The following is a 24,199-nucleotide window of genomic DNA, read 5'->3' as shown; positions in this document are numbered from 1 at the left end:
TGTTTTACTGTAGCGCCTCGAGGATATGGTATGCCGCCTCAACGCGTGCCGGGTTCGGATAGCTTGTATTCGCGAGCATCACAATACCGATCTGCTTTTCAGGAATAAAGGCCACGTAGCTGCCAAACCCGCCAGTAGAGCCCGTTTTATGGACCCAGGACGCTTTGACCGGGGGAGCCGGTGGATTCACTTCTGCCACGGGCAACGGCGCCAGCGCTACCTTACTGTCGCTGCCCTCGACCACCGTGTTGGCCTCCACGGGCCAGTTGAGCATCTCCCAGCCCAGACCCTGATACATTGACCCGATACGCCAGTAGCGCGACTGCGCCAGCGCGATGCCCTGCTTAAGTGAGGCATCAGCAACGTTCTCCGGCGCCATGTTTGCCATGACCCAGTTCGCCATATCCTGCACGTTGGTTTTCACGCCATAGGCTTGTGCATCTAGCATACCCGGCGAAACACGCACCGCTTTACCATCACGATAGCCCCAGGCGTAATGCGCCTCTTCCGCTTTCGGCACGTTAATCCAGGTATGGTCCAGCTTGAGCGGCTTAAGGACCCGCGTCGTCATGGCCTGCTCATAGGGCATGCCAGAAGGTTTGACCGCCAGCGCACCAAAAAGACCGATGCTGGCGTTGGCGTAAAGACGCGTTGTGCCAGGCTTCCACTGCGGCTGCCAGTTTTGATAAAAGCGCAGCAGGGAGGCGTTATCCGTGACCTCATCCGGTACCTGTAGCGGCAGGCCGCCAGCGGTGTAGGTGGCGAGATCCAGCATACGAATACCCTGCCACTGCTTGCCCGTCAGCTGTGGCCAGTATCTGGTCACCGGATCGTCCAGCGAAATTTCACCGCGAGCAATGGCATCCCCACCTAAAACGCCGGTGAAGGTTTTACTTATAGAACCCAGCTCGAACAGGGTCTGAGGCGTAACGGGTTTATTCGCCGCGATATCGGCCTTGCCAAACGTGTAATAGTGCGGTTTTCCCTGATAAATAACGGCCACCGCCATGCCTGGAACAGACTGGGCTTTCATCAGCGGGGTAACCGTATTCGCGACCACCTCCGCCAGCTGTTTTTCTGACACTGGCGTGGCGAGAGCAGAGCAAGAGATGCCGAGCAGCAGGGCGCAGCAAAGGGATTTTTTCATCATCAGTAATCTTCCGTAATAGCGAGTCAAGGGGATGTCCGGGCCCGTCAGACAGGCGTAGTCTGTTGGATTTGACAGTGCCTGACAAACGGTTAAATTTAGCATTAGCTGTTAATTTTTCTAACGGAAGCGACCATGACGCGAAGCTATCTACCCCTCAATTCGCTTCGGGCTTTTGAGGCCGCCGCAAGACATCTCAGCTTTACGCATGCGGCCATTGAACTGAACGTGACGCATTCGGCTATTAGCCAGCATGTGAAAACGCTGGAGCAGCACCTGAACTGTCAGCTGTTCGTTCGCGTGTCGCGCGGGCTGATGTTGACTACCGAGGGCGAAAATTTACTGCCGGTGCTGAATGATTCGTTCGATCGTATAGCCGGAATGCTGGATCGCTTCGCTAACCATCGTGCGCAGGAGAAGCTGAAAATCGGCGTGGTGGGTACGTTTGCCACCGGGGTCTTATTCTCGCAGCTGGAGGATTTTCGCCGTGGCTATCCGCACATCGATCTTCAGCTTTCCACCCATAACAACCGCGTTGATCCGGCTGCCGAAGGGCTTGACTATACGATCCGCTACGGTAGCGGGGCGTGGCACGGTACCGAGGCTGAATTTCTTTGTCATGCGCCGCTCGCGCCGCTATGTACACCTGATATCGCCGCCAGTCTGCACAGTCCGGCCGACATCCTCAGGTTTACGCTGCTGCGCTCCTACCGACGCGACGAGTGGACCGCGTGGATGCAGGCGGCCGGCGAGCATCCCCCTTCGCCAACGCACCGCGTGATGGTATTTGATTCGTCCGTGACCATGCTGGAGGCCGCTCAGGCAGGGGTGGGCATTGCTATTGCGCCTGTCGATATGTTTACCCATCTGTTAGCCAGCGAGCGCATTGTGCAGCCCTTTGCGACGCAGATTGAGCTCGGCAGTTACTGGCTGACCCGATTGCAGTCCCGGGCAGAAACGCCAGCCATGCGCGAATTTTCCCGGTGGCTGGTGGAGAAGATGAAAAAGTAAAAAGCCCGCCGGATGGCGGGCCTGTTCAGTCAGATGGTGACCACGGCAATCAACGTGACGACCGTCAGAATGGTCGCCAGACCGTAGAAGACCCATTTACCGCTTGGCACATGGATTTTCAGATCGTGCATCGCATGGTGGATACGATGCAGACCACACCACAGCGGCAGGACGATCATCAGGAAGATGAACACGCGGCCAATAAAGCTGCTCGCAAAGGCCAGTACGCGCTCATAGCTCAGCGCATCGCCCGGGAACAGCCCCAGCGGCAGCATGATCCCGACCAGCAGGATAATGACCGGGGCAATAATGGCGCTCCACATGCCGCCTGCGCCAAACAGCCCCCAGAAGACCGGCTCGTCTGAACGTTTTGGATTTGGATTGATCACAGTAGTCTCCTTACCAGAACAGTGCGACAAACAGAATGACCACAGAGACAACTGCCGTCACTGCCCAGAGACCTTTAATGACCGGCTCTGGCCCCATTTTTTCGCCTTTTACAATGATGTTCGCTGCTTTTGGCGCCAGTTCAAACCAGGTTTTGGTATGAAGCAGCGCGGCGGCGAGCACAATCAGGTTCAGCACAACGATGATTGGGTTTTGCAGGAAGCCCACAAAACTGGCCCAGGCTTCCGGGCCGTGCTTGAGGGCATAAACCCCGTACAGCAGTTCGAGGCTGAACCAGACCGCGGGAACAGCCGTGCCTTCACGCAGCATATAGAAGCGATAAAACGGCAGTTTTTTCCACCAGGTGGACGGCATTGGTCGCACGTAGGCTTTGCGTTTAGTCGTCATCATGCACTCCTTAGCGTGGTTTCAGGGTAGCGATAAGAAAGTCTTTCGAGCTTTCCACCTTTCCCTGCTGAATGGCGGCGGCCGGGTCGACATGCTTCGGACAGACTTCGGAGCAGTAACCGACAAACGTGCAGGTCCAGACCCCGTTCTGGCTGTTCAGCTGGGCCATACGTTCTTTTTTGCCGTGGTCGCGGCTATCTTCGTTATAGCGGTGCGCCAGGGTAATGGCGGCCGGGCCGATAAACTCAGGGTTCAGGCCAAACTGCGGACAGGCGGCGTAGCACAGGCCGCAGTTGATGCAGCCGGAGAACTGATGGTATTTCGCCATCTGCGCGGGCGTCTGGGTGTTTGGCCCCTGATCCGGCGTGCGCGGGTTGCCGATGATGTACGGCTTAATCGCTTCGAGGCTTTCGATAAAGTGGGTCATGTCGACCACCAGATCGCGCTCAATCGGGAAGTTGCCCAGCGCTTCAACCTTGATACCTTTGGTGTAATCACGCAGGAAGGTTTTACACGCCAGCTTTGGCACCTTGTTGACCATCATGCCGCAGGAGCCGCAAATTGCCATGCGGCAGGACCAGCGGTAGCTCAGGTCTGGGGCCAGGTTATCTTTGATATAGCCGAGCGCATCCAGCAGGGAGGTTTGCTCGTCGTAAGGGACTTCATAGAAAGCGCTGTGCGGCGCGGCGTCCACTTCCGGATTGTAGCGCACCACTTCAATTTTCAGTTTTTGCATCTCAGCCATTCGCCTTCTCCTTCTTATCGGCGGCTTCTGCTTCTGCACCGTACACGCGTTTCGCCGGTGGCAGCGTGGTGATTTTCACGTCGCTGTAGTCCAGTCGCGTAGTGCCATCCGCATCGCGCCAGGCGAGAGTATGTTTAAGGAAATTGACGTCGTCACGTTCGGTGCAGCCCTCATCCAGGCGCTGGTGCGCGCCGCGGGACTCTTTACGCGCCAGGGCGGAATGGGCCATACATTCTGCGACGTTCAGGCCGTGGCCCAGTTCAATGGTATAAAGCAGATCGGTATTGAAGACGCTGGAGGTGTCGGTGATGCGCACGCGTTTGAAGCGCTCCTGCAACTCGGCCAGCTTGTCGACGGTTTTCTGCATCAGCTCTGGCGTACGGTAGATCCCGCAGCCTTCTTCCATCGACAGCCCCATTTCGTCGCGGATCTTCGACCAGTTTTCGTTACCTTCCTGGTTCACCAGGCCTTTCAGGCGTTTTTCGACGTCTGCAACCTGCGCATCCAGCGCCGCGCTGTTAGCTTCACCTGCCGTTGCGGCACGCTCCATCGCACGTTCGCCCGCCATGCGACCAAAGACCACCAGCTCAGCCAGCGAGTTCGAGCCCAGACGGTTTGCGCCGTGCAGACCGACGGAGGAACACTCGCCCACCGCAAACAGCCCTTTGATGCGGGTTTCGCACTGCTGGTCGGTTTCGATACCGCCCATGGTGTAGTGCGCGGTTGGACGCACCGGGATCGGCTCTTTCACCGGATCGACGCCCACATAGGCTTTCGCCAGCTCGCAGATAAACGGCAGACGCTCCAGCAGTTTCTTCTCGCCGAGATGACGCAGGTCGAGATGCACCACGTCGCCGCGCGGCGTTGAGATGGTGTTGCCTTTGCGCCACTCGTGCCAGAAAGCCTGAGAAACTTTGTCGCGTGGGCCGAGTTCCATGTATTTGTTTTTCGGCTCGCCAAGCGGGGTTTCCGGACCCATGCCGTAATCCTGCAAATAGCGATAGCCGTTTTTGTTGACCAGAATACCGCCTTCACCGCGGCAGCCTTCCGTCATCAGTATGCCGGAGCCCGGCAGGCCGGTTGGGTGATACTGGACGAACTCCATATCACGCAGCGGGACGCCGTGGCTGAGTGCCATGCCCATACCGTCACCGGTGACGATGCCGCCGTTGGTGTTGTAGCGGTATACGCGACCCGCACCGCCCGTTGCCATCACCACCGCATTCGCGCGGATCTGGACAAGCGTGCCTTCCATCATGTTCATCGCCACCAGTCCGCGCGCATGACCGTCGTCGACCAGAATGTCGAGAACGAAATGTTCGTCAAAGCGCTGGATTTGTGGGAACTGGAGGGAGGTCTGGAACAGGGTGTGCAGCATGTGGAAGCCGGTCTTATCGGCGGCAAACCAGGTGCGTTCGATCTTCATGCCACCGAAGCGGCGGACGTTGACGCTCCCGTCCGGACGTCGGCTCCACGGGCATCCCCACTGTTCCAGCTGGGTCATTTCCGTTGGGCAATGGTGCACGAAGTAATCAACGACATCCTGTTCGCAAAGCCAGTCGCCCCCTGCAACCGTGTCGTGGAAATGGTATTCGAAGCTGTCATGATCCTGCGCGACGGCGGCGGATCCTCCTTCTGCGGCTACCGTGTGGCTGCGCATCGGATAGACTTTTGAAATCAATGCGATTTTAGCGTTCGGATTGGCTTGTGCCGCAGCAATTGCAGCGCGTAATCCAGCCCCGCCAGCGCCTATTACGGCAAGATCGGCTTGAAAAGTTTGCACGACATTCCTCCAGATTTTTGTTTTCCCGCAACGGGATGAACTAAAGGACGTTCACCTGCCCGAACGGGCGATTGCGGAAGCGATTCCACTGCTCCTTTATGGGTAAAACAGTATAACCGCGTAGAAGTGAGGGAAATTTGACGTGTTCGATTTTTTTGCTGTTCTGTGCGGTGATTTATCATCGTGATTAATGAATGGCGTCACAGTATTTCTCTGTGCAATGAAAAAGGACTTTTACTGTGCAAAATTTGTCTCTGCCCCGGCTTACGAGTAGACTTCGTGCCCTTGTCTGAAAACGGAGAAATAACTCATGAGCGAAACGGCCACCTGGCAGCCGAGCGCATCCATTCCAAACCTGCTAAAGCGCGCAGCAATTATGGCGGAGATCCGCCGTTTCTTTGCCGACCGCGGCGTCCTGGAGGTGGAAACGCCGTGCATGAGTCAGGCGACGGTCACGGATATTCATCTGGTCCCGTTTGAAACCCGTTTTGTTGGCCCAGGCCACTCTCAGGGCATGAATCTGTATCTGATGACCAGCCCGGAATACCATATGAAGCGTCTGCTGGCGGCCGGGTGTGGTCCGGTCTATCAGCTGTGCCGTAGCTTCCGTAATGAAGAGATGGGCCGACACCATAATCCGGAATTCACCATGCTGGAGTGGTACCGCCCGCACTACGACATGTATCGTCTGATGAACGAAGTTGACGATCTGCTGCAACAGGTGCTGGATTGCGCGGAAGCTGAAACGCTCTCCTATCAGCAGGCCTTCCAGCGCCATCTGGAAATCGATCCGCTGTCGGCTGATAAAACACAGCTGCGTGAAGTGGCGGCAAAACTGGATCTGAGCAACGTGGCGGATAACGAAGAGGATCGCGACACGCTGCTGCAACTGCTGTTCACCTTTGGTGTTGAACCGCAGATTGGCAAAGATCGTCCGACGTTTGTCTATCACTTCCCGGCCAGCCAGGCCTCACTGGCGCAGATCAGCACCGAAGATCACCGCGTGGCGGAGCGTTTTGAGGTGTATTTCAAAGGCATCGAGCTGGCGAACGGTTTCCACGAGCTGACCGACGCGCGCGAACAGCAGCAGCGTTTCGAGCAGGATAACCGCAAGCGCAACGCGCGCGGTCTGCCGCAGCAGCCGATTGATACTCATCTGCTGGAAGCGCTTAAAGCCGGTCTGCCGGACTGCTCCGGCGTGGCGCTGGGTGTGGATCGCCTGGTCATGCTGGCGCTGGGTGCCGAGCACCTGGGCGATGTGATTGCCTTTACGGTCGATCGCGCCTGAAAAAATGCCGGGTGGCGCTGCGCTTACCCGGCCTACTCGGTCATTTAACTCTGCCACATTAAAAACTGCTCATTTCTCTCTATACGGGTCTTTTTCTTAATTTGACTCGGATAGCCACATTGTTTGTCTGGTCATCTGCTACCATCCGCGCAGTTTAATTCCGTTTCGGATGGTTATATGTCTCACTCACTCAAAAAAATGACCCTTACCGGGCTCATTCTGATGATTTTTACGTCAGTCTTTGGCTTTGCCAATAGCCCGTCCGCGTTTTATCTGATGGGCTACAGCGCGACGCCGTTTTATATCGTTTCCGCTCTGTTCTTCTTTATCCCGTTTGCGCTGATGATGGCGGAGATGGGCTCGGCGTACAGGAAAGAAGAGGGCGGCATCTATTCGTGGATGAACAACAGCGTCGGTCCGCGTTACGCGTTTATCGGTACGTTCATGTGGTTTTCATCCTACGTCGTCTGGATGGTCAGCACGGCGGCCAAGGTTTGGGTGCCGTTCTCAACGTTTCTCTTCGGTGCGGATAAAACGCAGGTCTGGTCTCTGGCGGGGCTGAGCTCCACGCAGGTGGTCGGTATTCTGGCAGTGTGCTGGATGGTGATGGTCACCCTGGTGGCCTCGAAAGGCATCAACAAAATTGCCCGTATCACTGCCGTTGGCGGCATTTCCGTGATGTGCCTGAACCTGGTGCTGCTGCTGGTCAGCATCGCCATTCTGTGCCTTAACGGCGGGCATTTCGCACAGGAAGTCAACTTCGTTTCATCGCCTAATCCGGGTTACCAGTCCGGGCTGGCCATGCTCTCCTTCGTGGTGTTTGCCATCTTTGCTTACGGTGGAATTGAAGCCGTGGGCGGGCTGGTCGACAAAACCGAAAATCCGGAAAAGAACTTCGCTAAAGGCATTATCTTTGCCGCCATCGTCATTTCCATTGGCTACTCACTGGCGATTTTCCTCTGGGGCGTCAGCACCAACTGGCAGCAGATGTTAAGTAATAACACCACCAACCTCGGCAACATTACCTACGTGCTGATGAAAAGCCTGGGGGTGACGCTGGGCAACGCCATGGATCTCGCGCCGGAAACGTCGGCCACCCTGGGGATCTGGTTTGCGCGGATTACCGGTTTGTCGATGTTCCTCGCCTATACTGGCGCATTCTTCACGCTGATCTACTCGCCGCTGAAAGCGATTATTCAGGGGACGCCAAAGGCGCTGTGGCCCGCACGTATGACGCAGCTGAACGCTGCCGGTATGCCTGCCAACGCGATGTGGATGCAGTGCCTGCTGGTGTGCGTGTTCATTCTGCTGGTGTCCTTCGGCGGTGATACCGCGTCGGCGTTCTATAACAAGCTGACCCTGATGGCGAACGTATCGATGACGCTTCCGTATCTGTTCCTGACTCTGGCGTTCCCGTTCTTTAAGGCGAAGCGGGATCTGGAGCGGCCGTTTGTGATCTTCAAAACCCGCGCGGCGACGCTGCTGGCGACCACTGTTGTGGTGCTGGTCGTCGCGTTCGCCAACATCTTTACCGTCATTCAGCCCGTGGTTGAGGCAAATGACTGGAACAGCACGCTGTGGATGGTTGGCGGACCGATCTTCTTCTCGCTGCTGGCAATGGGGATTTATGAGCATTACCGTCGTCGCTCGACGGCCTGTGTAGCAGAAGTGGCGTAAAGGATTGACCCCCTCCCGACGGGGAGGGGGAAAGGATTACAAACTTCCCGCCGGGCGCGTACGCGCCGCTGACGTCAACGTTCTTCCCGTCTTACGTCCGTCCAGCGTTTCCAGACGCATCTGGAACGGTGGGAACGGCATATCAATTCCGTGCTCGCGGAAGCCAGCCAGAATCAACTGGTGGATCTCATGGCGCAGCGGCATACGGTGTCCCATCTCGGCGGCGTAGATACGCAGCTCGAAAATCTGGATCCCCTGCTGCAAATCAACCAGGAACACTTCCGGCGGCGGGTTGTCGATTACCAGCGAACAGCGTTCAGCAGCCGTATAGAGGATCTGCGTCACCTCTTCGCTGTTGGCATCCGACGGAGCGGGTACGGTCAGCACCACACGCGTGACGGAGTCGGACAGCGACCAGTTGATAAACTGCTCGGTGATAAACGCCTTGTTCGGGACGATGATCTCTTTACGGTCCCAGTCGCTGATGGTGGTGGCGCGGGTGTTGATCCTGGTGACGCTGCCGGTGAGATCGCGGATGGTCACCGTATCGCCAATTCGAATCGGCTTTTCAAACAGAATGATCAGACCAGAGACGAAGTTGGCAAAAATCTCCTGTAAACCAAAACCCAGGCCTACGGTCAGGGCGGCAACCAGCCATTGCAGTTTTGACCATTCGATACCAATCATCGAGAAGCCAACCAGCCCACCAAACAGCATGATTAAATACTTGGTGATGGTGGTGATCGCATAGCCTGTGCCGGGGGTTAAATCCAGATGCTGCAACAGCGCCAGCTCCAGCAGGGCAGGGAAGTTACGGATCAGCTGCGTGGTGATGATCAGCACCAGAATCGCAATCAGCACGGCCCCTAAGGTGATGGGCTCCAGACTTTCGACCCCCTGCACCGTGGACGTCACATCCCATAAAGAGATGTTCTCCAGGAAGCCAAACGCGGAGTGGATTTCCGACCACAGGAAGATCACCGACAGCAGGGCAACCAGCATCAGAATTGAGCGTACCAGCCGCAGGGACTGGGTACTGATCGCATCCAGATCCAGTTCGACGTCATCGGCGTCTGTGGTCCCTTCGGTGCTGTTGACGTGGTTCGGCTCTTCTTCACCCCGCGCGCGCTGGGCCAGAATTTCTGCGCGACGGTGTTTGGCACGGTCAAACGCCAGACGACGACGCTGGATCAGCATGCCGCGGCGAATAACATGGTAGACCACCAGCAGCAGGAACCAGATAGCCACCGACGTTTCCAGTCGGGCGAGCAGCGCCTGCGCCGTGGCGAGATAACCGACCGCTGCCGCCAGCATCGCCGCCAGCGGCGCGCTGAGCAGCAGGTTCCACAGCAGACGGTTAAACATGTTATCGCCGCTGCCGGTCTTGTCGAGATAGAGCGGGATCCCGGCGCGTTTCAGGCTGAGCGTCACTACCGCTAACGCCCCGCAGATCAGCATAAAGCACAACCGTCCCAGCGAGCCGGAGAACTCACGGTCATTGAGATTATCGAACATGATCAACGCCATAATCAGCGGCACAATCAGCCCGATACTCATCAGGTAGTAACGCATCGCCCGCGCAACGCGATTACGCGGCCAGCCAAAGTGAGCGATGAACAGACCATTTGGCCGCGCAAACGTGGCGCAAATCATCACCACCCACAGCAGCGGAACGGTGGCGGTCACGCCATCGCCAATCGCGACGGCAAGCGGGTAGGGCCAGGCTTCACGCAGGCCGTATCCGAGCGTCATCCACAGCACCGGCAGCGGAGACGCGACCAGAATTGACCAGAACACCGTACGCAACGTCAGCCAGAAGTGATCCTGGGTTACTTTTCCCACTCGGGCGCTGGAGCGCTCAAGGAAACGGGTAAAGTGACGACGGGAATAAATACTGAAGCCCACCAGAATCAGCGCCCCCAGCAGCGGGAAGATGGTCTCCTTGCTGGTTATCATCATTACGCTGGCGAGGCCCAGCTGGCTGAAGGTGTCCAATGAAATGAGGCGGCGCAGATCCTGCACAATCTCAATCGGCCAGGCGAAGGTCATCGGCCGCACGTCGGACGTCCAGAAAAGGTAACGGTGCGTGGCTTCGTTGACCTCTTTCAGCGCATCCTCCAGCTGGCTATTCGAGACTTTCAGCTTAGTCAGCTCAAGGATCAGCGTATCGCCTCCCTGCAACAGGGAATTGAGCAGTTCGCGCTGGGTGCGCAGTTGCGCTTCCAGAATACGACTTTGCTCGCCGGTGAGCGGCTGTCCGTCAGCCTGACGGATCTGGCGGATTTGCGGCTGCTTGTTGAGGAGATCTTCATAATGAAGACGCTGAACGCGCAGCTGTGCCATCTCCGTATCAAGTTGCTGCGGTTTTGGCATCTCTGGCAGACGAGCCACCTGGGCGCGTAACGCTTCGCCCAACAGGTTAGACGAGCCAAGCCACTGGGACTGTTCACGCAGCGTGTTGAGCGCCTGACGAACCTGGAGGGTTTGATTGGTGGCCTGACGCTGCTGCGAGGCCACCAAATCCATGCGCTGCGCCTGCTGATTCAGCGCGGCAGAAAGCTCGCGGTTAACCTTAAACTGGGCGACGATGCTGTCGGGCAGGTTAGCACTGTTTTCGGCCAGTAACTCGGTGCTTTCCAGCGCACGTTCAGCTTCACGCTGACGCTGGCTGTTGAGTTGATTTCTCAGCGCCTGGAGATATGCATCCAGCTGCTGGCTCTGCTTCTGCGCCAGCTCAGAACGCATCCGCGACAGCTCCTGGCGGTTGTTAGCGGAAAGCTGCGCCAGCTCCAGTTCATCAACCAGCGCTTTTAGTCTGGCGGATTCCGCCTGCAACCCAAGATTTTGCGCCTGATTCTGCGGTGTGCTGCCTGTCTGCGTCCCGATGCGGCGTTCCACCTCATTTAACTGACGGCGGGCATCGGTTTGCTGCTGTGGAAGCTGACTGAGGGAATCGGCAATTTCACGCGCCCGTTCCTGCTCCTGCTGCGCCAGACGGCTTTTTTCCAGCAGTTGGCTGCTGACTTGCAGGATCTCCTGATTCAGCGCCTCGGACGTCATCCCCGCGGGGACCTGGCGTGGTTCATCGCGCAGGTTGTTTAGCTGCGAGCGCAGAGTCTGAGAGAGTTTGGGGAAGTTGTCGATAACCTGCTGATACTGCTGTGCGCGCTCAAGGGAACCCTTTCGTTCCTCAAGCGCGTTCAGTGCAGACTGGAGCGACTCAACGGTCTCCGGCTGAGCGGGTTTCGCCGCTTTTGCCTGCTCCAGCTCCTGGGTTATCTGTTTGGCGTCGGGGGCCGTCGCTGCGTACGCCCCCATGCTGAGGCACCAGGCCATCAGTAATACGATAATCGGGCGCACGTCAGCGATCCTTCTGTTGTTAGCCTTCGTCTTTTTTGTCGTCAACCAGCGGGCTGGCGTCGTGCTCGGCTTTGATCTCTTCTTCCGGCAACGGGGCAGGCGCAACCTCTGGCGTCACAAAGACCTCCGTCGATACTGCCAGAGGCTGGCCGAGTTTGGTCACGGACAGGCTTACCAGCTCGTCGACCAGGTTAACTTTGCCCGGTGCGAACAGGTTGATGACCGTTGAGCCCAGCTTGAAGCGACCCATTTCCTGACCTTTCAGCAGGGCCACAGAACCTTCTTCTTCGCCGGCAGGCCAGGTCCAGCGCTTGATCACGCCTTCGCGCGGCGGCGTAATGGTGCCCGCCCAGACGGTTTCGATGCTGCCTACAATGGTAGCACCCACCAGAATCTGCGCCATTGGGCCAAATTCAGTATCAAACAGGCAGATGACGCGCTCGTTACGGGCAAACAGGTTAGGAACGTTTTGCGCCGTCAGGTGGTTTACAGAGAACAGATCCCCCGGCACGTAGATCATCTCGCGCAGAATACCATTACACGGCATATGCACGCGGTGGTAGTCGCGTGGGGAGAGATAGGTGGTCGCGAAATTCCCGTTACGGAACAGATCGGCCATTATGTAGTTACCGGCCAGCAGCGCTTCCAGGCTGTAGTTATGGCCTTTCGCCTGCAAAATTTTGTCGTCTTCAATTTTACCCAGCTGGCTGATCACGCCGTCCGCTGGCATCACCAGCACGTTCGGGTCGGTATTCAGCGGGCGCACTTCGTCGCGCAGCGGACGCACAAAAAATTCGTTGAAGGTGCGGTAGCTTGCCGTATCCGGCTTCTGCGCTTCTTTCATGTCGACCTTGTAGTATTTCACGAACAGGTCGATGACCAGTTTGGTCAGCCAGCCCGCTCGTTTGCTCGCGCCCCAGCCCGCCAGGCGAGTGAGCCACAGTTTCGGCAGAATGTATTGAAGCGAAAGTTTAAATGAGTTTAACAAGGTAGCCTCCAGGCCATTGTTTTGTCGTTCCTGATCCGGCATTACGCTGCCGGAACCTGAAAAAAGGGGACGATTTTAGCGACGCTTAGCTTAGTTGTCAGTTATCAGAATCAGAAAAGTTTTTACGCGTTTTTACCTGGTCCATGCTTTCGAGAATACGGTGGTAATTTTCGAAACGGGTTTCCGCAATTTCTCCGTTCTCTACTGCTTCGCGGATGGCGCAGCCCGGATCGTTGTCATGTTTACAGTCGCGGTATTTGCAAGCGCCTAAATAGTCATGGAATTCGACAAATCCGTTAAAGATTTGTTCCGGCTCGAGGTGCCAGAGACCAAACTCACGCACGCCCGGGGAGTCAATCACATCGCCGCCGTGCGGGAAGTGATAGAGACGTGAGGCAGTGGTGGTGTGCTGGCCCAGGCCCGAGACGTCAGACACATCGTTGGTCAGGATCTCCTGCTGAAGGCCGAGCAGGTTGTTAAGCAGGCTCGATTTACCTACGCCGGACTGCCCCGCAAAGATGCTGATGCGGTCGGTCAGCGCATCTTCTAACGGCTTCAGGCCATCTTTGGTGCGGCTGGAAACCATCAACACGCGATAGCCAATGTTGCGGTAAATATCCATCTGCTCATTTACAAAGGCCATGGCCTCGTCATCCAGCAGATCGATTTTATTCAGCACGATGAGCGGCTCAACCTGTAGCGTTTCGCAGGCCACCAGATAACGGTCAATAATATTGAGCGAAAGCTCAGGCAAAATCGCTGAAACGATCACTATCTGGTTGATGTTGGCGGCAATGGGCTTCACGCCGTCGTAGAAATCTGGACGGGTCAAAACCGACGTGCGTTCATGCACGGCTTCAACGATGCCTTTAACCGTTACCCCTTCCGCCGCCTCTTTACCTGGACGCCAGACCACGCGGTCACCGGTCACCAGGGAACGGATGGTGCGACGGATATTGCAACGGTGGATATCCCCGTCGGCGGATTCGACATCGGCGTGCATGCCGAAGCGGCTAATCACAACGCCTTCTGTCGCTTCGCCAAACAGGTTGTCGTCGTAATCGGGCTTCTCCGTAGTGGTTTTAAGACGGCGCTGGTGATTTGCATTCACGCGGCGCTGCTGCCCTTTGGAGAGTTTATTTTTACTCAATCGCGCTGGCTCCTGGTCGCCCGTAGCGGGCAAAACCTCTATGATACACTCTAATTAATACTAGTTAACCTGCTACTGCCGGTTATGCGAGAAGGGTGGAAAATAACATGAGCGCGGACGAAAACAACCTGATTTGGATCGATCTGGAGATGACCGGCCTGGATCCCGAGCGCGATCGCATTATTGAGATCGCCACACTGGTCACCGATGCCAATCTCAATATTCTGGCGGAAGGCCCAACGATTGCCGTTCACCAGTCCGATGACCAGCTTGCGCTGATGGATGAGTGGAACGTGCGTACCCATACCGGCAGCGGGCTGGTGGAACGCGTGAAGGCCAGCACCCTGGGCGACCGCGAAGCGGAGCTGGCGACGCTTGAATTTCTGAAGCAGTGGGTGCCAGCAGGAAAATCGCCTATCTGTGGCAACAGCATTGGTCAGGATCGTCGTTTCCTGTTTAAGTACATGCCGGAGCTGGAGTCCTACTTCCACTACCGCTATCTGGATGTGAGCACCCTGAAAGAGCTGGCCCGCCGCTGGAAACCGGAAATTCTCGACGGCTTCATAAAGCAGGGGACGCACCAGGCGATGGACGACATCCGTGAGTCTGTTGCGGAGCTGGCGTACTATCGCGAAAACTTTATTAAGCTCTGATTTTGCGATCCGGCGCCTTGCGTGGCCGGGTTTTTGTCGCTAAATTGTTCAGCTTGCCGATTAAATAAGCACTTGAACTGAATTTCAAAAAAATCGCTTTGAGGGGGGTTGCAGCTAAACGGATTTCTCGTATAATGCGCCTCCCGTAACGACAGAGAATTACACGTTACGACAGCAACAAAAGCAGTACAGATTTGCGGGAATAGCTCAGTTGGTAGAGCACGACCTTGCCAAGGTCGGGGTCGCGAGTTCGAGTCTCGTTTCCCGCTCCAAATTCTTCTTCATCTCCAGATTATCCACAGCGAAGTGCTTCGTTGGGGACGTTTTCTATTATGTCTGAAATACTCTTGTGAACAGAGTTATCCACAGAAACCGTGTTAAAACCAGTCTGTACGAAATGTTAGCAGGGTGAATGATATCTTCGTAATCCCCTGTAATTTATGAAGAAAATTTGATTTCAAAATGTTATTGAGATCACTTGACCTGTTTGCCAGAGCTGATGGCGCCTGAATTCTTATTTTTATTCACAGCCTGTGAATATATCACACATCCCGCGGCAGCCCTTTTTCAATCACCCTGACCAGGCGCTGTTTCTTCGGTAACTGCACTTCAACCACACCCGCATTTCGCTTCTCAATTTGCTGCGCAATCGCCCATTCTATGTGCTCATCAAGAAGTGGGTGCTCACCTCTACGGCTTTCGAGCGCCTGAAGATTTGCTTCATCCCACGGGGCATTCCCCAGCGCAACAGCCACATTACGCAGCCAGCGCAGGTGGCCGATACGACGTATGGCGGAACCCTCCGTCACCTTCAGGAACCAGGCTTCGCTCCAGGCGAACAGTTCGATCAACTGCGGGGCATGTAACGCCTTGCGCGGACTGAAGTCTTCTTCGTCCGTCAACTGTGAATAACGGTTCCACGGACAAATCAGCTGACAGTCATCACAGCCGTAGATGCGGTTGCCGATAAGCGGACGAGATTCCTCTGGAATGGCGCCTTCCAGCTCGATAGTGAGATAAGAGATACAGCGGCGCGCATCAACGGTATACGGTTCGACAATAGCGCCCGTTGGGCAGATGGTCATACAGGCCACACAGCGACCACAGCCTTCTTCCACCGGACCGTCTACCGGCAGGGGTAAATCAATCAGCAGTTCACCCAGGAAAAAGAATGAGCCCGCGTCGCGGCTTAAGATAAGTGAGTGCTTACCTGTCCAGCCGAGCCCGGCTTTTTCGGCGATCGGGCGCTCAAGAATAGGCGCAGAATCGACAAAGGGTCTAAAATTCAGCGAAACACAGTGCTGCTGAATGGTTTCCCCGAGCTTTTTTAGACGGTTGCGCAGAAGTTTATGGTAGTCACGTCCCAGAGCGTATCGGCTGACGTAACCCAGCGAAGGATTTTTTAGCGTGCGCGCAAAGGCCGCGTTAGCAGGCAGATAGTTCATGCGTACGCTAATAACGCGCAGCGTACCCGGCAACAGCTCGTGGGGGCGGGCACGCATCATACCGTGACGCGCCATCCACTCCATCTCGCCGTGGTATTGTTTATCCAGCCATGCCTGGAGCTTAGGCTCGCTGGCAGAGAGGTCGGTGTCAGTAATACCGACCTTCTGGAAGCCCAGTTCAGCACCCCACTGTTTTATTTTTTGCGCTAATTCATTGAGATCGAGGGGCTGTGACATGACGGACCATACTGTGAAGAAAAACCCCGCAAGTATACCACATTCCATCTGGCATGCGGATGACCTCCGTCGGGCCGAGAAAGAGGCCGCAGATAGCCTGGGCATTACCCTTTACGAACTGATGCAGCGCGCGGGCGAGGCGGCGTTTAACGTGGCGCGCACGGCTTATCCGGATGCCTCGCACTATCTAGTCCTGTGCGGACACGGCAATAACGGTGGCGATGGTTATGTGGTGGCTCGTCTTGCGGTGGCGGCGGGGCTGCGCGTCACCCTGCTGGCGCTGGAGAGCGACAAGCCGTTACCGGAAGAAGCGGGCATGGCGAGAGAGGCCTGGCTGAATGCGGGGGGCATTATTCATGCGCCTGATATCGTCTGGCCCGAGGATGTCGACGTGATTGTTGATGGTCTGCTGGGGACGGGACTGATGCGCGCGCCTCGCGATGACGTCGCCGCGCTGATTACGCGCGCTAATGCGCACCCCGCCCCGGTGGTAGCGCTGGATATTCCCTCCGGCCTGATGGCGCAAACCGGCGTGACGCCGGGCGTGTCGATTGAGGCGGCGCGCACCGTGACCTTTATCGCCCTGAAGCCGGGTTTACTGACCGGTAAAGCGCGGGATGTCGTGGGCACGTTACACCACAACGCCCTGGGGCTGGAAAACTGGCTGGCCGGACAGGATACCCACATCACCCGCTTTGATGCCTCCCTGCTTGCACAGTGGCTGCCGCCGCGCCGTCCCACGTCCCATAAGGGCGACCATGGCCGACTGCTGATTATCGGCGGCGATCGCGGCACGGCAGGTGCGATTCGTATGACCGGAGAGGCCGCGTTGCGCAGCGGCGCCGGATTAATACGCGTGCTGACCCGCAGCGAAAACATCCCGCCCATTATTACCGCGCGGCCGGAGCTGATGGTCCACGAGCTTACCCCGCAGGCGATTGAAGAGGGTCTTGATTGGGCGGACGTGGTGGTCATTGGTCCGGGCCTGGGTCAGCAGGAGTGGGGTAAACAGGCCCTGCAAAAGGCCGAGAATTTTCGTAAACCGATGCTCTGGGATGCCGACGCGCTTAACCTTCTGGCAATAAACCCGGATAAGCGTCACAATCGCATTCTGACGCCGCACCCCGGCGAAGCCGCACGGCTGCTTAACTGTAGCGTGGCAGAAATTGAAAGCGATCGCTTACTTTCAGCCCAACGTCTGGTAAAACGTTACGGAGGTGTTGCTGTTTTGAAAGGGGCGGGGACCGTTATCGCCAGCGATGGTGCGATGGGCATCGTTGATGCCGGTAATGCAGGCATGGCGAGCGGCGGCATGGGCGATGTGCTCTCTGGCATCATTGGCGCATTGCTCGGACAGAAACTTCCCCTTTATGATGCAGCCTGTGCCGGCTGCGTGGCCCACGGTACGGCGGCTGACAGGCTGGCTGCTCGTTACGGAACGCGCGGAATGCTGGCCACCGATCTTTTTTGCACGCTGCGGCGTGTTGTTAACCCGGATGTGATTGACGTAGAAAATGACTAATCGAGCGATTCCTTTACCTGATGAACAAGCCACTTTAGATCTCGGCAAGCGCGTGGCGCAGGCCTGTCAGGGGGCGACCGTCATTTATCTGTATGGTGATTTAGGCGCGGGTAAAACAACCTTCAGCCGTGGCTTTTTGCAGGCGTTAGGCCATAACGGGAACGTAAAAAGCCCGACCTATACGCTGGTAGAACCGTACACGCTTGAAAATATCATGGTGTACCACTTTGATTTATATCGTCTTGCGGATCCTGAGGAGCTGGAATTTATGGGGATCCGCGATTACTTTGCCAACGACGCCATCTGCCTGGTGGAGTGGCCGCAACAAGGTGCGGGTGTGCTGCCTGACCCGGATGTCGAAATTCACTTAGATTACCAGGCACAAGGGCGTGAGGCGCGCATCAGTGCGGTTTCCTCATCAGGCTGTTCCTTACTGGCGCGTTTAGCCAGTTGAGCGTAGGGATAACGGGATGATTAATCGCGTTAAAGGTTGGGTGCTGGCTGCCACGGTCCTGCTGTGCGCGCAGGCCGGGGCGGCCAGCCTCTCGGATATTCAGGTGTCGAATGGCGATAGCCAGGCCCGTATTACGTTCAGCTTTATGGGCGATCCTGAATATGCTTTCTCACAAATCGACAGCCGCAGCGTGGCGCTCGATATTAAACAGACCGGGGTGATCCAGGGGCTGCCGCTCCAGTTCAGCGGCAACAATCTGGTGAAAAGCATCCGTTCGGGGACGCCGAAGGATGCGCAGTCTCTGCGTCTGGTGGTCGATCTCACCGAAAAGGGCAAGACGAAGGCGGTTAAGCAGCAAAACGGCGCCAATTATACGGTGGTCTTTACCATTAATGCTGATGTTCCGCCGCCACCGCCTGCACCTGTTGTAGCAAAACGCGTGGAGGCGCCGGTTTATACCCCAAGGCCGTCTGAGCCAGCCCGTAATCCGTTTAAATCACAAAATGACCGACTTACCGCCGTGACCAGCAGCAATACGGTGACGCGTCCGGCGGTCAGCGCGCGGCGTACGCCGGTCAGTGGCGACAAAGTGATTATCGCCATCGACGCCGGACACGGCGGGCAAGATCCTGGCGCGATTGGCCCGGGCGGCACGCGGGAGAAAAACGTCACTATCGCCATTGCCCGTAAGCTGCGTGCGCTTCTGAATGACGATCCGATGTTTAAAGGGGTCATGACCCGCGACGGAGATTACTTTATTTCAGTGATGGGACGCTCGGATGTGGCGCGTAAGCAAAACGCCAACTTCCTGGTGTCGATTCACGCGGATGCTGCGCCGAACCGTAACGCCACCGGCGCGTCGGTATGGGTGCTGTCGAACCGTCGCGCCAACAGTGAAATGGCGAACTGGCTTGAAGAGCACGAGAAGCAGTCTGAACTGTTAGGCGGGGCAGGCGATGTGCTGGCAAACAGCCAGGCCGATCCGTATCTCAGCCAGGCGGTGCTGGATTTACAGTTCGGTCATTCTCAGCGCGTCGGGTATGATGTCGCCACTAACGTACTGAGCCAGCTGCAAAGCATTGGATCGCTGCATAAGCGTCGCCCTGAGCATGCAAGCCTCGGTGTCCTGCGTTCGCCGGATATTCCGTCGATTCTGGTAGAGACGGGCTTTATCAGTAACAACGGCGAAGAGCGCCTGTTGGGCAGCGACAGCTACCAGCAGCAAATTGCCGAAGCGATTTATAACGGTCTGCGTAAATACTTTGACGCGCATCCGCTTCAGTCTGCGCCGCAGGGCGGGGCCGCCCAGACGGCAAGCGCCGCGCTGCCGGGTGAGATGACCGCGACTAATTAAGGAGAGTTCATGCCGATTCAGGTTCTACCGCCGCAGCTCGCGAACCAAATCGCCGCCGGTGAGGTGGTGGAACGCCCTGCGTCGGTGGTGAAGGAACTGGTTGAAAACAGCCTCGATGCAGGGGCGACCCGCATTGATATTGATATCGAACGCGGGGGCGCAAAGCTTATCCGCATTCGTGATAACGGCTGTGGCATCAAAAAGGACGAGCTGGCGCTGGCGCTGGCGCGTCATGCCACCAGTAAAATTGCCTCACTTGACGATCTGGAAGCGATTATCAGCCTGGGTTTTCGCGGCGAAGCGCTGGCCAGTATCAGCTCCGTTTCCCGCTTAACGTTGACCTCCCGCACGGCCGACCAGCAGGAAGCCTGGCAGGCCTACGCCGAAGGGCGTGATATGGACGTCACGGTTAAACCTGCGGCGCACCCGGTAGGCACCACGCTTGAAGTGCTGGATCTCTTCTATAACACGCCCGCCCGGCGCAAGTTTATGCGAACCGAGAAGACCGAATTCGGACATATCGACGAGATCATCCGCCGCATCGCGCTGGCGCGCTTTGATGTCACCCTCAACCTCAGCCATAACGGTAAGGTGATGCGCCAGTACCGCGCGGTGGCGGAGGGTGGACAAAAGGAGCGTCGGTTGGGCGCCATCTGCGGCACACCGTTTCTGGAAAAAGCGCTGTCCATTGAGTGGCAGCATGGCGATCTGGCCCTGCGCGGCTGGGTTGCCGATCCGAACGCCAGCAGCGCCGCGTTCGCAGAAATTCAGTATTGCTACGTCAACGGCCGCATGATGCGCGACCGCCTGATTAACCACGCTATTCGACAGGCCTGCGAAGATAAGCTCGGCGCCGATCAACAGCCCGCCTTTGTGCTTTATCTGGAGATCGACCCGCACTAGGTTGACGTTAACGTGCACCCCGCCAAGCACGAGGTGCGTTTCCACCAGTCTCGCCTGGTGCATGATTTCATCTACCAGGGCGTTGCCGCTGTATTGCAGCAGCAGGCAGAGCCAGAGTTGCCGCTGGCAAAAGAAGAACCCGCGCCGCGCCCACTGCCGGAAAACCGCGTGGCGGCCGGGCGTAACCATTTTGCCGAACCGGCGGTAGCGCGCGAGCCGGCTGCTCCACGTTTATCCCCGGTGGGCAACGCGCCGCGACCAACCGGTGCCAACTATCCCAACGCTCAGCCGGGCTACCACAAACAGCAGGGGGCGCTGTACCGCAAACTGCTGGATACGCCGGCGGTGGAGCATAAAGAGCACATCACGGTTTCAACCCCCTCTCTGGATGGGCATAGCCAGAGTTTTGGTCGGGTATTGACCATTATTGCTCCCGACATGGCGTTGCTTGAACGCGAAGGTAAACTGCTGTTGCTGGCGCTTTCCGTGGCGGAGCGCTGGCTCAAACAGGCGCAGTTAACCCCGGGGGTGAATGCCGCCTGCGCGCAGCCGCTGTTGATCCCCGTTCGCCTGAAAATATCCCCTGAAGAAACAGGGGTTTTGCGGCGCGTGCAGACGCAACTGGCCGAAATGGGGATTGAAATCGTACTGGACGCGCAGCATGTGACAATTCGCGCAGTGCCTTTACCCTTACGCCAACAAAATTTACAAAACTTGATTCCTGAACTGATAGGCTACCTGGCGCAGCAAACGACGTTTGATGCCGCCGATACCGCGCAGTGGATCGCCCGCCATCTGGCCAGCGAGCATGCACCGTGGAGTATGGCGCAGGCGATTACCGTTCTGGCGGAGGTGGAGCGCCTCTGTCCACAGCTGGTGAAAGCGCCTCCAGGTGGTTTGTTACAACCTGTTGATTTACAAACGGCGATGACCGCCCTGAAACATGACTGATGTAAGTAAGGCGAGCCTGCCAAAGGCGATTTTTTTAATGGGGCCAACGGCCTCCGGTAAAACGGCGTTAGCCATTGAGTTACGTAAAGTTTTGCCAGTAGAGTTGATTAGCGTTGATTCAGCCCTCATCTACCGAGGGATGGACATCGGCACGGCGAAGCCCAACGCAGACGAACTGCGTGCGGCACCGCACCGTTTACTGGATATTCTCGACCCGGCACAGGCTTACTCCGCGGCAGATTTTCGCCGCGACGCCTTAGCCGAGATGGCCGAGATTACCGCCGCGGGACGCATACCGCTGTTAGTTGGCGGCACGATGCTCTACTTTAAGGCGCTGCTGGAGGGGTTATCGCCTCTGCCATCGGCCGATCCGGAAGTGAGAGCGAAGATTGAGCGGCAGGCGGCAGAGCAGGGGTGGGACGCTTTGCACAGGCAACTGGAAGAGATTGACCCGGTTGCCGCAGCGCGGATCCACCCAAACGATCCGCAAAGGCTTTCCCGGGCACTGGAAGTTTTTTTCATTTCGGGTAAAACTTTAACGGAACTGACGCAAACGTCAGGAGACGCTCTGCCGTATCAGGTGCATCAGTTCGCCATCGCCCCGGCGAGCCGTGAACTGCTCCATCAACGAATTGAGCAGCGTTTTCATCAGATGCTGGCTTCAGATTTTGAAGCAGAAGTGCGGGCGCTTTTTGCCCGTGGAGATTTGCATACGGACATGCCTTCCATTCGTTGTGTGGGATACCGCCAGATGTGGTCGTATCTTGAAGGTGAGATTTCATACGATGAAATGGTTTATCGAGGTGTTTGCGCCACGAGACAGTTAGCGAAGCGCCAGATCACCTGGTTACGCGGTTGGGAGGGTGTTCACTGGTTAGACAGTGAAAAACCACAACAGGCGTTAAACGAAGTGATTGAGGTTATTGGTGATATCGCTGACTGAATGTGTACAATTAAGCCGTATCGTGCGCAATTTTTCAGAATCGCAAGGTTCTAAGTACAAAACAAGCATATAAGGAAAAGATAGAATGGCTAAGGGGCAATCTTTACAAGATCCGTTCCTGAACGCATTGCGTCGGGAGCGTGTTCCAGTTTCTATTTATTTGGTGAATGGTATTAAGCTGCAAGGTCAGATTGAGTCTTTCGATCAGTTCGTGATCCTGTTGAAAAACACGGTCAGCCAGATGGTCTATAAGCACGCGATTTCTACTGTTGTTCCGTCCCGTCCGGTATCTCATCACAGCAATAACGCTGGCGGCGGCACTGGCAGTAACTACCATCACGGCAGCAACGCGCAGGGTTCTTCAACACCAGCGCAGGACAGCGAAGAAACCGAATAAGGTTTTGGGCTGTTATCCACACGGGGAGCCAGGGATCCTGCGTTCCCCGCTGATCTTTTTAGAGAGGTTTACGCTTGTTTGACCGTTATGACGCCGGTGAGCAGGCGGTGCTGGTACACATCTATTTTTCGCAAGACAAAGATATGGAAGACCTCCAGGAGTTTGAATCTCTGGTCTCTTCCGCCGGTGTCGAAGCAATGCAGGTGATTACCGGTAGCCGTAAAGCGCCGCACCCGAAGTACTTTGTTGGTGAAGGTAAAGCAGTTGAAATTGCGGATGCCGTAAAAGCAACCGGCGCATCCGTTGTGCTGTTTGATCATGCGCTGTCTCCGGCTCAGGAACGTAACCTGGAAGCTCTCTGCGAATGCCGTGTAATCGATCGCACGGGGTTGATCTTAGATATTTTTGCTCAGCGTGCGCGTACCCACGAGGGTAAGTTGCAGGTTGAGCTGGCGCAGTTGCGCCATCTGGCGACGCGTCTGGTGCGTGGCTGGACACACCTTGAAAGACAAAAAGGCGGGATTGGTTTGCGCGGCCCGGGTGAAACCCAGCTCGAAACCGACCGCCGTTTGCTGCGTGGGCGTATAACCCAGATCCTTTCACGTCTGGAACGTGTAGAGAAACAGCGCGAACAGGGGCGTCGGGCGCGAACGAAAGCCGATATCCCAACGGTGTCGCTGGTGGGTTATACCAACGCCGGTAAATCCACCCTGTTTAACCAGATAACCGAGGCCCAGGTGTATGCCGCAGACCAACTGTTTGCGACCCTGGACCCAACCCTGCGCCGTATTGACGTCGCAGACGTGGGTGAAACGGTGCTGGCGGATACCGTAGGGTTTATCCGCCATCTGCCGCACGATCTGGTCGCGGCGTTTAAAGCGACGTTGCAGGAGACGCGTCAGGCGACCCTGCTGCTGCACGTCATTGATGCGGCGGACGTACGCGTGCAGGAGAACATCGACGCGGTGAACGTGGTGCTCGAAGAGATCGACGCCCACGAAATTCCCACCCTCTTGGTGATGAACAAGATCGATATGCTGGACGATTTCGAACCGCGTATTGACCGAGACGAAGAGAACAAACCGATTCGGGTCTGGCTGTCTGCTCAGGCCGGGATTGGTGTGCCACTGCTTTTCCAGGCTTTGACAGAACGTCTTTCCGGTGAGGTAGCTCAGCACACGCTGCGACTGCCGCCACAGGAAGGCAGGCTGCGCAGCCGGTTTTATCAGCTTCAGGCGATAGAAAAAGAGTGGATGGAGGATGACGGCAGCGTGGGGATGCAGGTGCGTATGCCGATCGTTGACTGGCGTCGCCTCTGTAAACAAGAACCTGCGCTGGCGGACTATATCGTCTGATCAGAAAGGGGAAGCCTGAAAAATTCGCCCTTGCATAACAA

At 56.6% G+C, this 24,199-nt stretch carries 19 protein-coding genes, 1 tRNA gene and 1 pseudogene; 12 read left to right on the top strand and 9 right to left on the bottom strand.

The window, feature by feature from the left end; genetic code table 11:
* Positions 1–4: 4 nt before the first annotated feature.
* Positions 5–1,150 carry a cephalosporin-hydrolyzing class C beta-lactamase ACT-17 gene (locus SK62_RS19005; protein ID WP_017694683.1) on the bottom strand — a complete coding sequence of 382 codons (1,146 nt, stop codon included), beginning with the start codon at positions 1,148–1,150 and terminating at the stop codon, positions 5–7.
* 132 nt (positions 1,151–1,282) lie between these two features.
* On the opposite strand from SK62_RS19005, the gene ampR reads away from it, so the two are divergent.
* The gene (gene ampR / locus SK62_RS19000) at positions 1,283–2,158 is read left to right on the top strand and encodes a LysR family transcriptional regulator AmpR (protein ID WP_032646964.1); all 876 of its coding nucleotides are present in this window, start codon (positions 1,283–1,285) and stop codon (positions 2,156–2,158) included.
* Between the two features lie 29 nt (positions 2,159–2,187).
* On the opposite strand, the gene frdD is transcribed toward ampR, so the two are convergent.
* The 4 genes from frdD to frdA are packed head-to-tail and all read right to left on the bottom strand — an operon-like array spanning position 2,188 to position 5,481.
* Positions 2,188–2,547, bottom strand: coding sequence for a fumarate reductase subunit FrdD (frdD, locus tag SK62_RS18995; protein ID WP_000609653.1), 360 nt, complete (start codon positions 2,545–2,547; stop codon positions 2,188–2,190).
* Positions 2,548–2,557: 10 nt separating this feature from the next.
* Positions 2,558–2,953 (bottom strand): fumarate reductase subunit FrdC, encoded by a 396-nt coding sequence (gene frdC / locus SK62_RS18990; protein WP_017383964.1) that lies wholly within the window; start codon positions 2,951–2,953, stop codon positions 2,558–2,560.
* 10 nt (positions 2,954–2,963) lie between these two features.
* Positions 2,964–3,698 (bottom strand): fumarate reductase iron-sulfur protein, encoded by a 735-nt coding sequence (gene frdB / locus SK62_RS18985; protein WP_006810403.1) that lies wholly within the window; start codon positions 3,696–3,698, stop codon positions 2,964–2,966.
* On the bottom strand, positions 3,691–5,481 hold the full coding sequence (gene frdA / locus SK62_RS18980) for a fumarate reductase (quinol) flavoprotein subunit (protein WP_047718199.1): 1,791 nt from the start codon (positions 5,479–5,481) through the stop codon (positions 3,691–3,693). The genes frdB and frdA overlap by 8 nt, the downstream gene beginning before the upstream one ends.
* Positions 5,482–5,791: 310 nt before the next feature.
* On the opposite strand from frdA, the gene epmA reads away from it, so the two are divergent.
* Together epmA and yjeM are read left to right on the top strand one after the other, a co-directional pair.
* The gene (epmA, locus tag SK62_RS18975) at positions 5,792–6,769 is read left to right on the top strand and encodes an elongation factor P--(R)-beta-lysine ligase (protein ID WP_015572459.1); all 978 of its coding nucleotides are present in this window, start codon (positions 5,792–5,794) and stop codon (positions 6,767–6,769) included.
* Positions 6,770–6,946: 177 nt separating this feature from the next.
* Positions 6,947–8,446 carry a glutamate/gamma-aminobutyrate family transporter YjeM gene (gene yjeM, locus SK62_RS18970; protein WP_032104123.1) on the top strand — a complete coding sequence of 500 codons (1,500 nt, stop codon included), beginning with the start codon at positions 6,947–6,949 and terminating at the stop codon, positions 8,444–8,446.
* 36 nt (positions 8,447–8,482) lie between these two features.
* On the opposite strand, the gene mscM is transcribed toward yjeM, so the two are convergent.
* From mscM to rsgA, 3 genes are all read right to left on the bottom strand, one after another.
* Positions 8,483–11,806, bottom strand: a complete 3,324-nt coding sequence (gene mscM / locus SK62_RS18965) for a miniconductance mechanosensitive channel MscM (RefSeq protein WP_017694680.1) — start codon at positions 11,804–11,806, stop codon at positions 8,483–8,485.
* A gap of 19 nt (positions 11,807–11,825) precedes the next feature.
* On the bottom strand, positions 11,826–12,794 hold the full coding sequence (asd, locus tag SK62_RS18960; RefSeq protein ID WP_047718226.1) for an archaetidylserine decarboxylase: 969 nt from the start codon (positions 12,792–12,794) through the stop codon (positions 11,826–11,828).
* A gap of 97 nt (positions 12,795–12,891) precedes the next feature.
* A complete protein-coding gene (rsgA, locus tag SK62_RS18955; protein WP_003855964.1) occupies positions 12,892–13,944 on the bottom strand; it encodes a small ribosomal subunit biogenesis GTPase RsgA in 1,053 nt (350 codons plus the stop codon).
* Between the two features lie 107 nt (positions 13,945–14,051).
* Between rsgA and orn the strand changes: the two genes are divergently transcribed.
* Together orn and SK62_RS18945 are read left to right on the top strand one after the other, a co-directional pair.
* Positions 14,052–14,597 (top strand): oligoribonuclease, encoded by a 546-nt coding sequence (gene orn, locus SK62_RS18950; protein WP_047718202.1) that lies wholly within the window; start codon positions 14,052–14,054, stop codon positions 14,595–14,597.
* 196 nt (positions 14,598–14,793) lie between these two features.
* A tRNA-Gly gene (locus SK62_RS18945) sits at positions 14,794–14,869 on the top strand.
* Between the two features lie 270 nt (positions 14,870–15,139).
* On the opposite strand, the gene queG is transcribed toward SK62_RS18945, so the two are convergent.
* On the bottom strand, positions 15,140–16,279 hold the full coding sequence (gene queG / locus SK62_RS18940) for a tRNA epoxyqueuosine(34) reductase QueG (protein ID WP_047718204.1): 1,140 nt from the start codon (positions 16,277–16,279) through the stop codon (positions 15,140–15,142).
* On the opposite strand from queG, the gene nnr reads away from it, so the two are divergent.
* The 7 genes and pseudogenes from nnr (at position 16,278) to hflX (ending at position 24,158) form a co-directional block, all read left to right on the top strand.
* A complete protein-coding gene (nnr, locus tag SK62_RS18935) occupies positions 16,278–17,801 on the top strand; it encodes a bifunctional ADP-dependent NAD(P)H-hydrate dehydratase/NAD(P)H-hydrate epimerase (protein WP_047718206.1) in 1,524 nt (507 codons plus the stop codon). The genes queG and nnr overlap by 2 nt on opposite strands.
* Positions 17,794–18,255, top strand: a complete 462-nt coding sequence (gene tsaE, locus SK62_RS18930) for a tRNA (adenosine(37)-N6)-threonylcarbamoyltransferase complex ATPase subunit type 1 TsaE (RefSeq protein ID WP_032104772.1) — start codon at positions 17,794–17,796, stop codon at positions 18,253–18,255. The genes nnr and tsaE overlap by 8 nt, the downstream gene beginning before the upstream one ends.
* Positions 18,256–18,271: 16 nt before the next feature.
* Positions 18,272–19,609, top strand: coding sequence for an N-acetylmuramoyl-L-alanine amidase AmiB (gene amiB, locus SK62_RS18925; protein ID WP_015572465.1), 1,338 nt, complete (start codon positions 18,272–18,274; stop codon positions 19,607–19,609).
* A 9-nt stretch (positions 19,610–19,618) separates the two neighbouring features.
* Positions 19,619–21,463 (top strand): annotated as a pseudogene (gene mutL, locus SK62_RS18920) (DNA mismatch repair endonuclease MutL).
* The gene (gene miaA, locus SK62_RS18915; protein WP_017383956.1) at positions 21,456–22,406 is read left to right on the top strand and encodes a tRNA (adenosine(37)-N6)-dimethylallyltransferase MiaA; all 951 of its coding nucleotides are present in this window, start codon (positions 21,456–21,458) and stop codon (positions 22,404–22,406) included. The pseudogene mutL and the gene miaA overlap by 8 nt, the downstream one beginning before the upstream one ends.
* Positions 22,407–22,491: 85 nt before the next feature.
* Positions 22,492–22,803 carry an RNA chaperone Hfq gene (gene hfq / locus SK62_RS18910; RefSeq protein ID WP_003855990.1) on the top strand — a complete coding sequence of 104 codons (312 nt, stop codon included), beginning with the start codon at positions 22,492–22,494 and terminating at the stop codon, positions 22,801–22,803.
* 74 nt (positions 22,804–22,877) lie between these two features.
* Entirely contained in the window at positions 22,878–24,158 is a 1,281-nt protein-coding gene (gene hflX, locus SK62_RS18905) for a ribosome rescue GTPase HflX (protein ID WP_003855991.1), read from the top strand.
* Positions 24,159–24,199 lie beyond the last annotated feature (41 nt).

Origin of the sequence: Enterobacter sp. BIDMC109 (assembly GCF_001037885.1) — a bacterium.
In the GTDB taxonomy this organism is placed as follows: Bacteria; Pseudomonadota; Gammaproteobacteria; order Enterobacterales; family Enterobacteriaceae; genus Enterobacter; species Enterobacter hormaechei_C.
The sequence above is the reverse complement of the archived record's forward strand: the minus strand, read 5'-3'. Positions and strand labels throughout refer to the sequence as shown.

What these genes read in the sequence shown, in the direction of transcription:
- epmA (WP_015572459.1), top strand. Translation starts at nt 5,792, where the DNA reads ATGAGCGAAACGGCCACCTGGCAGCCGAGCGCATCCATTCCAAACCTG.
- nnr (WP_047718206.1), top strand. Translation starts at nt 16,278, where the DNA reads ATGACGGACCATACTGTGAAGAAAAACCCCGCAAGTATACCACATTCC.
- frdB (WP_006810403.1), bottom strand. Translation starts at nt 3,698, where the DNA reads ATGGCTGAGATGCAAAAACTGAAAATTGAAGTGGTGCGCTACAATCCG.
- queG (WP_047718204.1), bottom strand. Translation starts at nt 16,279, where the DNA reads ATGTCACAGCCCCTCGATCTCAATGAATTAGCGCAAAAAATAAAACAG.
- hfq (WP_003855990.1), top strand. Translation starts at nt 22,492, where the DNA reads ATGGCTAAGGGGCAATCTTTACAAGATCCGTTCCTGAACGCATTGCGT.
- yjeM (WP_032104123.1), top strand. Translation starts at nt 6,947, where the DNA reads ATGTCTCACTCACTCAAAAAAATGACCCTTACCGGGCTCATTCTGATG.
- ampR (WP_032646964.1), top strand. Translation starts at nt 1,283, where the DNA reads ATGACGCGAAGCTATCTACCCCTCAATTCGCTTCGGGCTTTTGAGGCC.
- amiB (WP_015572465.1), top strand. Translation starts at nt 18,272, where the DNA reads ATGATTAATCGCGTTAAAGGTTGGGTGCTGGCTGCCACGGTCCTGCTG.
- tsaE (WP_032104772.1), top strand. Translation starts at nt 17,794, where the DNA reads ATGACTAATCGAGCGATTCCTTTACCTGATGAACAAGCCACTTTAGAT.
- frdC (WP_017383964.1), bottom strand. Translation starts at nt 2,953, where the DNA reads ATGACGACTAAACGCAAAGCCTACGTGCGACCAATGCCGTCCACCTGG.
- miaA (WP_017383956.1), top strand. Translation starts at nt 21,456, where the DNA reads ATGACTGATGTAAGTAAGGCGAGCCTGCCAAAGGCGATTTTTTTAATG.
- orn (WP_047718202.1), top strand. Translation starts at nt 14,052, where the DNA reads ATGAGCGCGGACGAAAACAACCTGATTTGGATCGATCTGGAGATGACC.
- SK62_RS19005 (WP_017694683.1), bottom strand. Translation starts at nt 1,150, where the DNA reads ATGATGAAAAAATCCCTTTGCTGCGCCCTGCTGCTCGGCATCTCTTGC.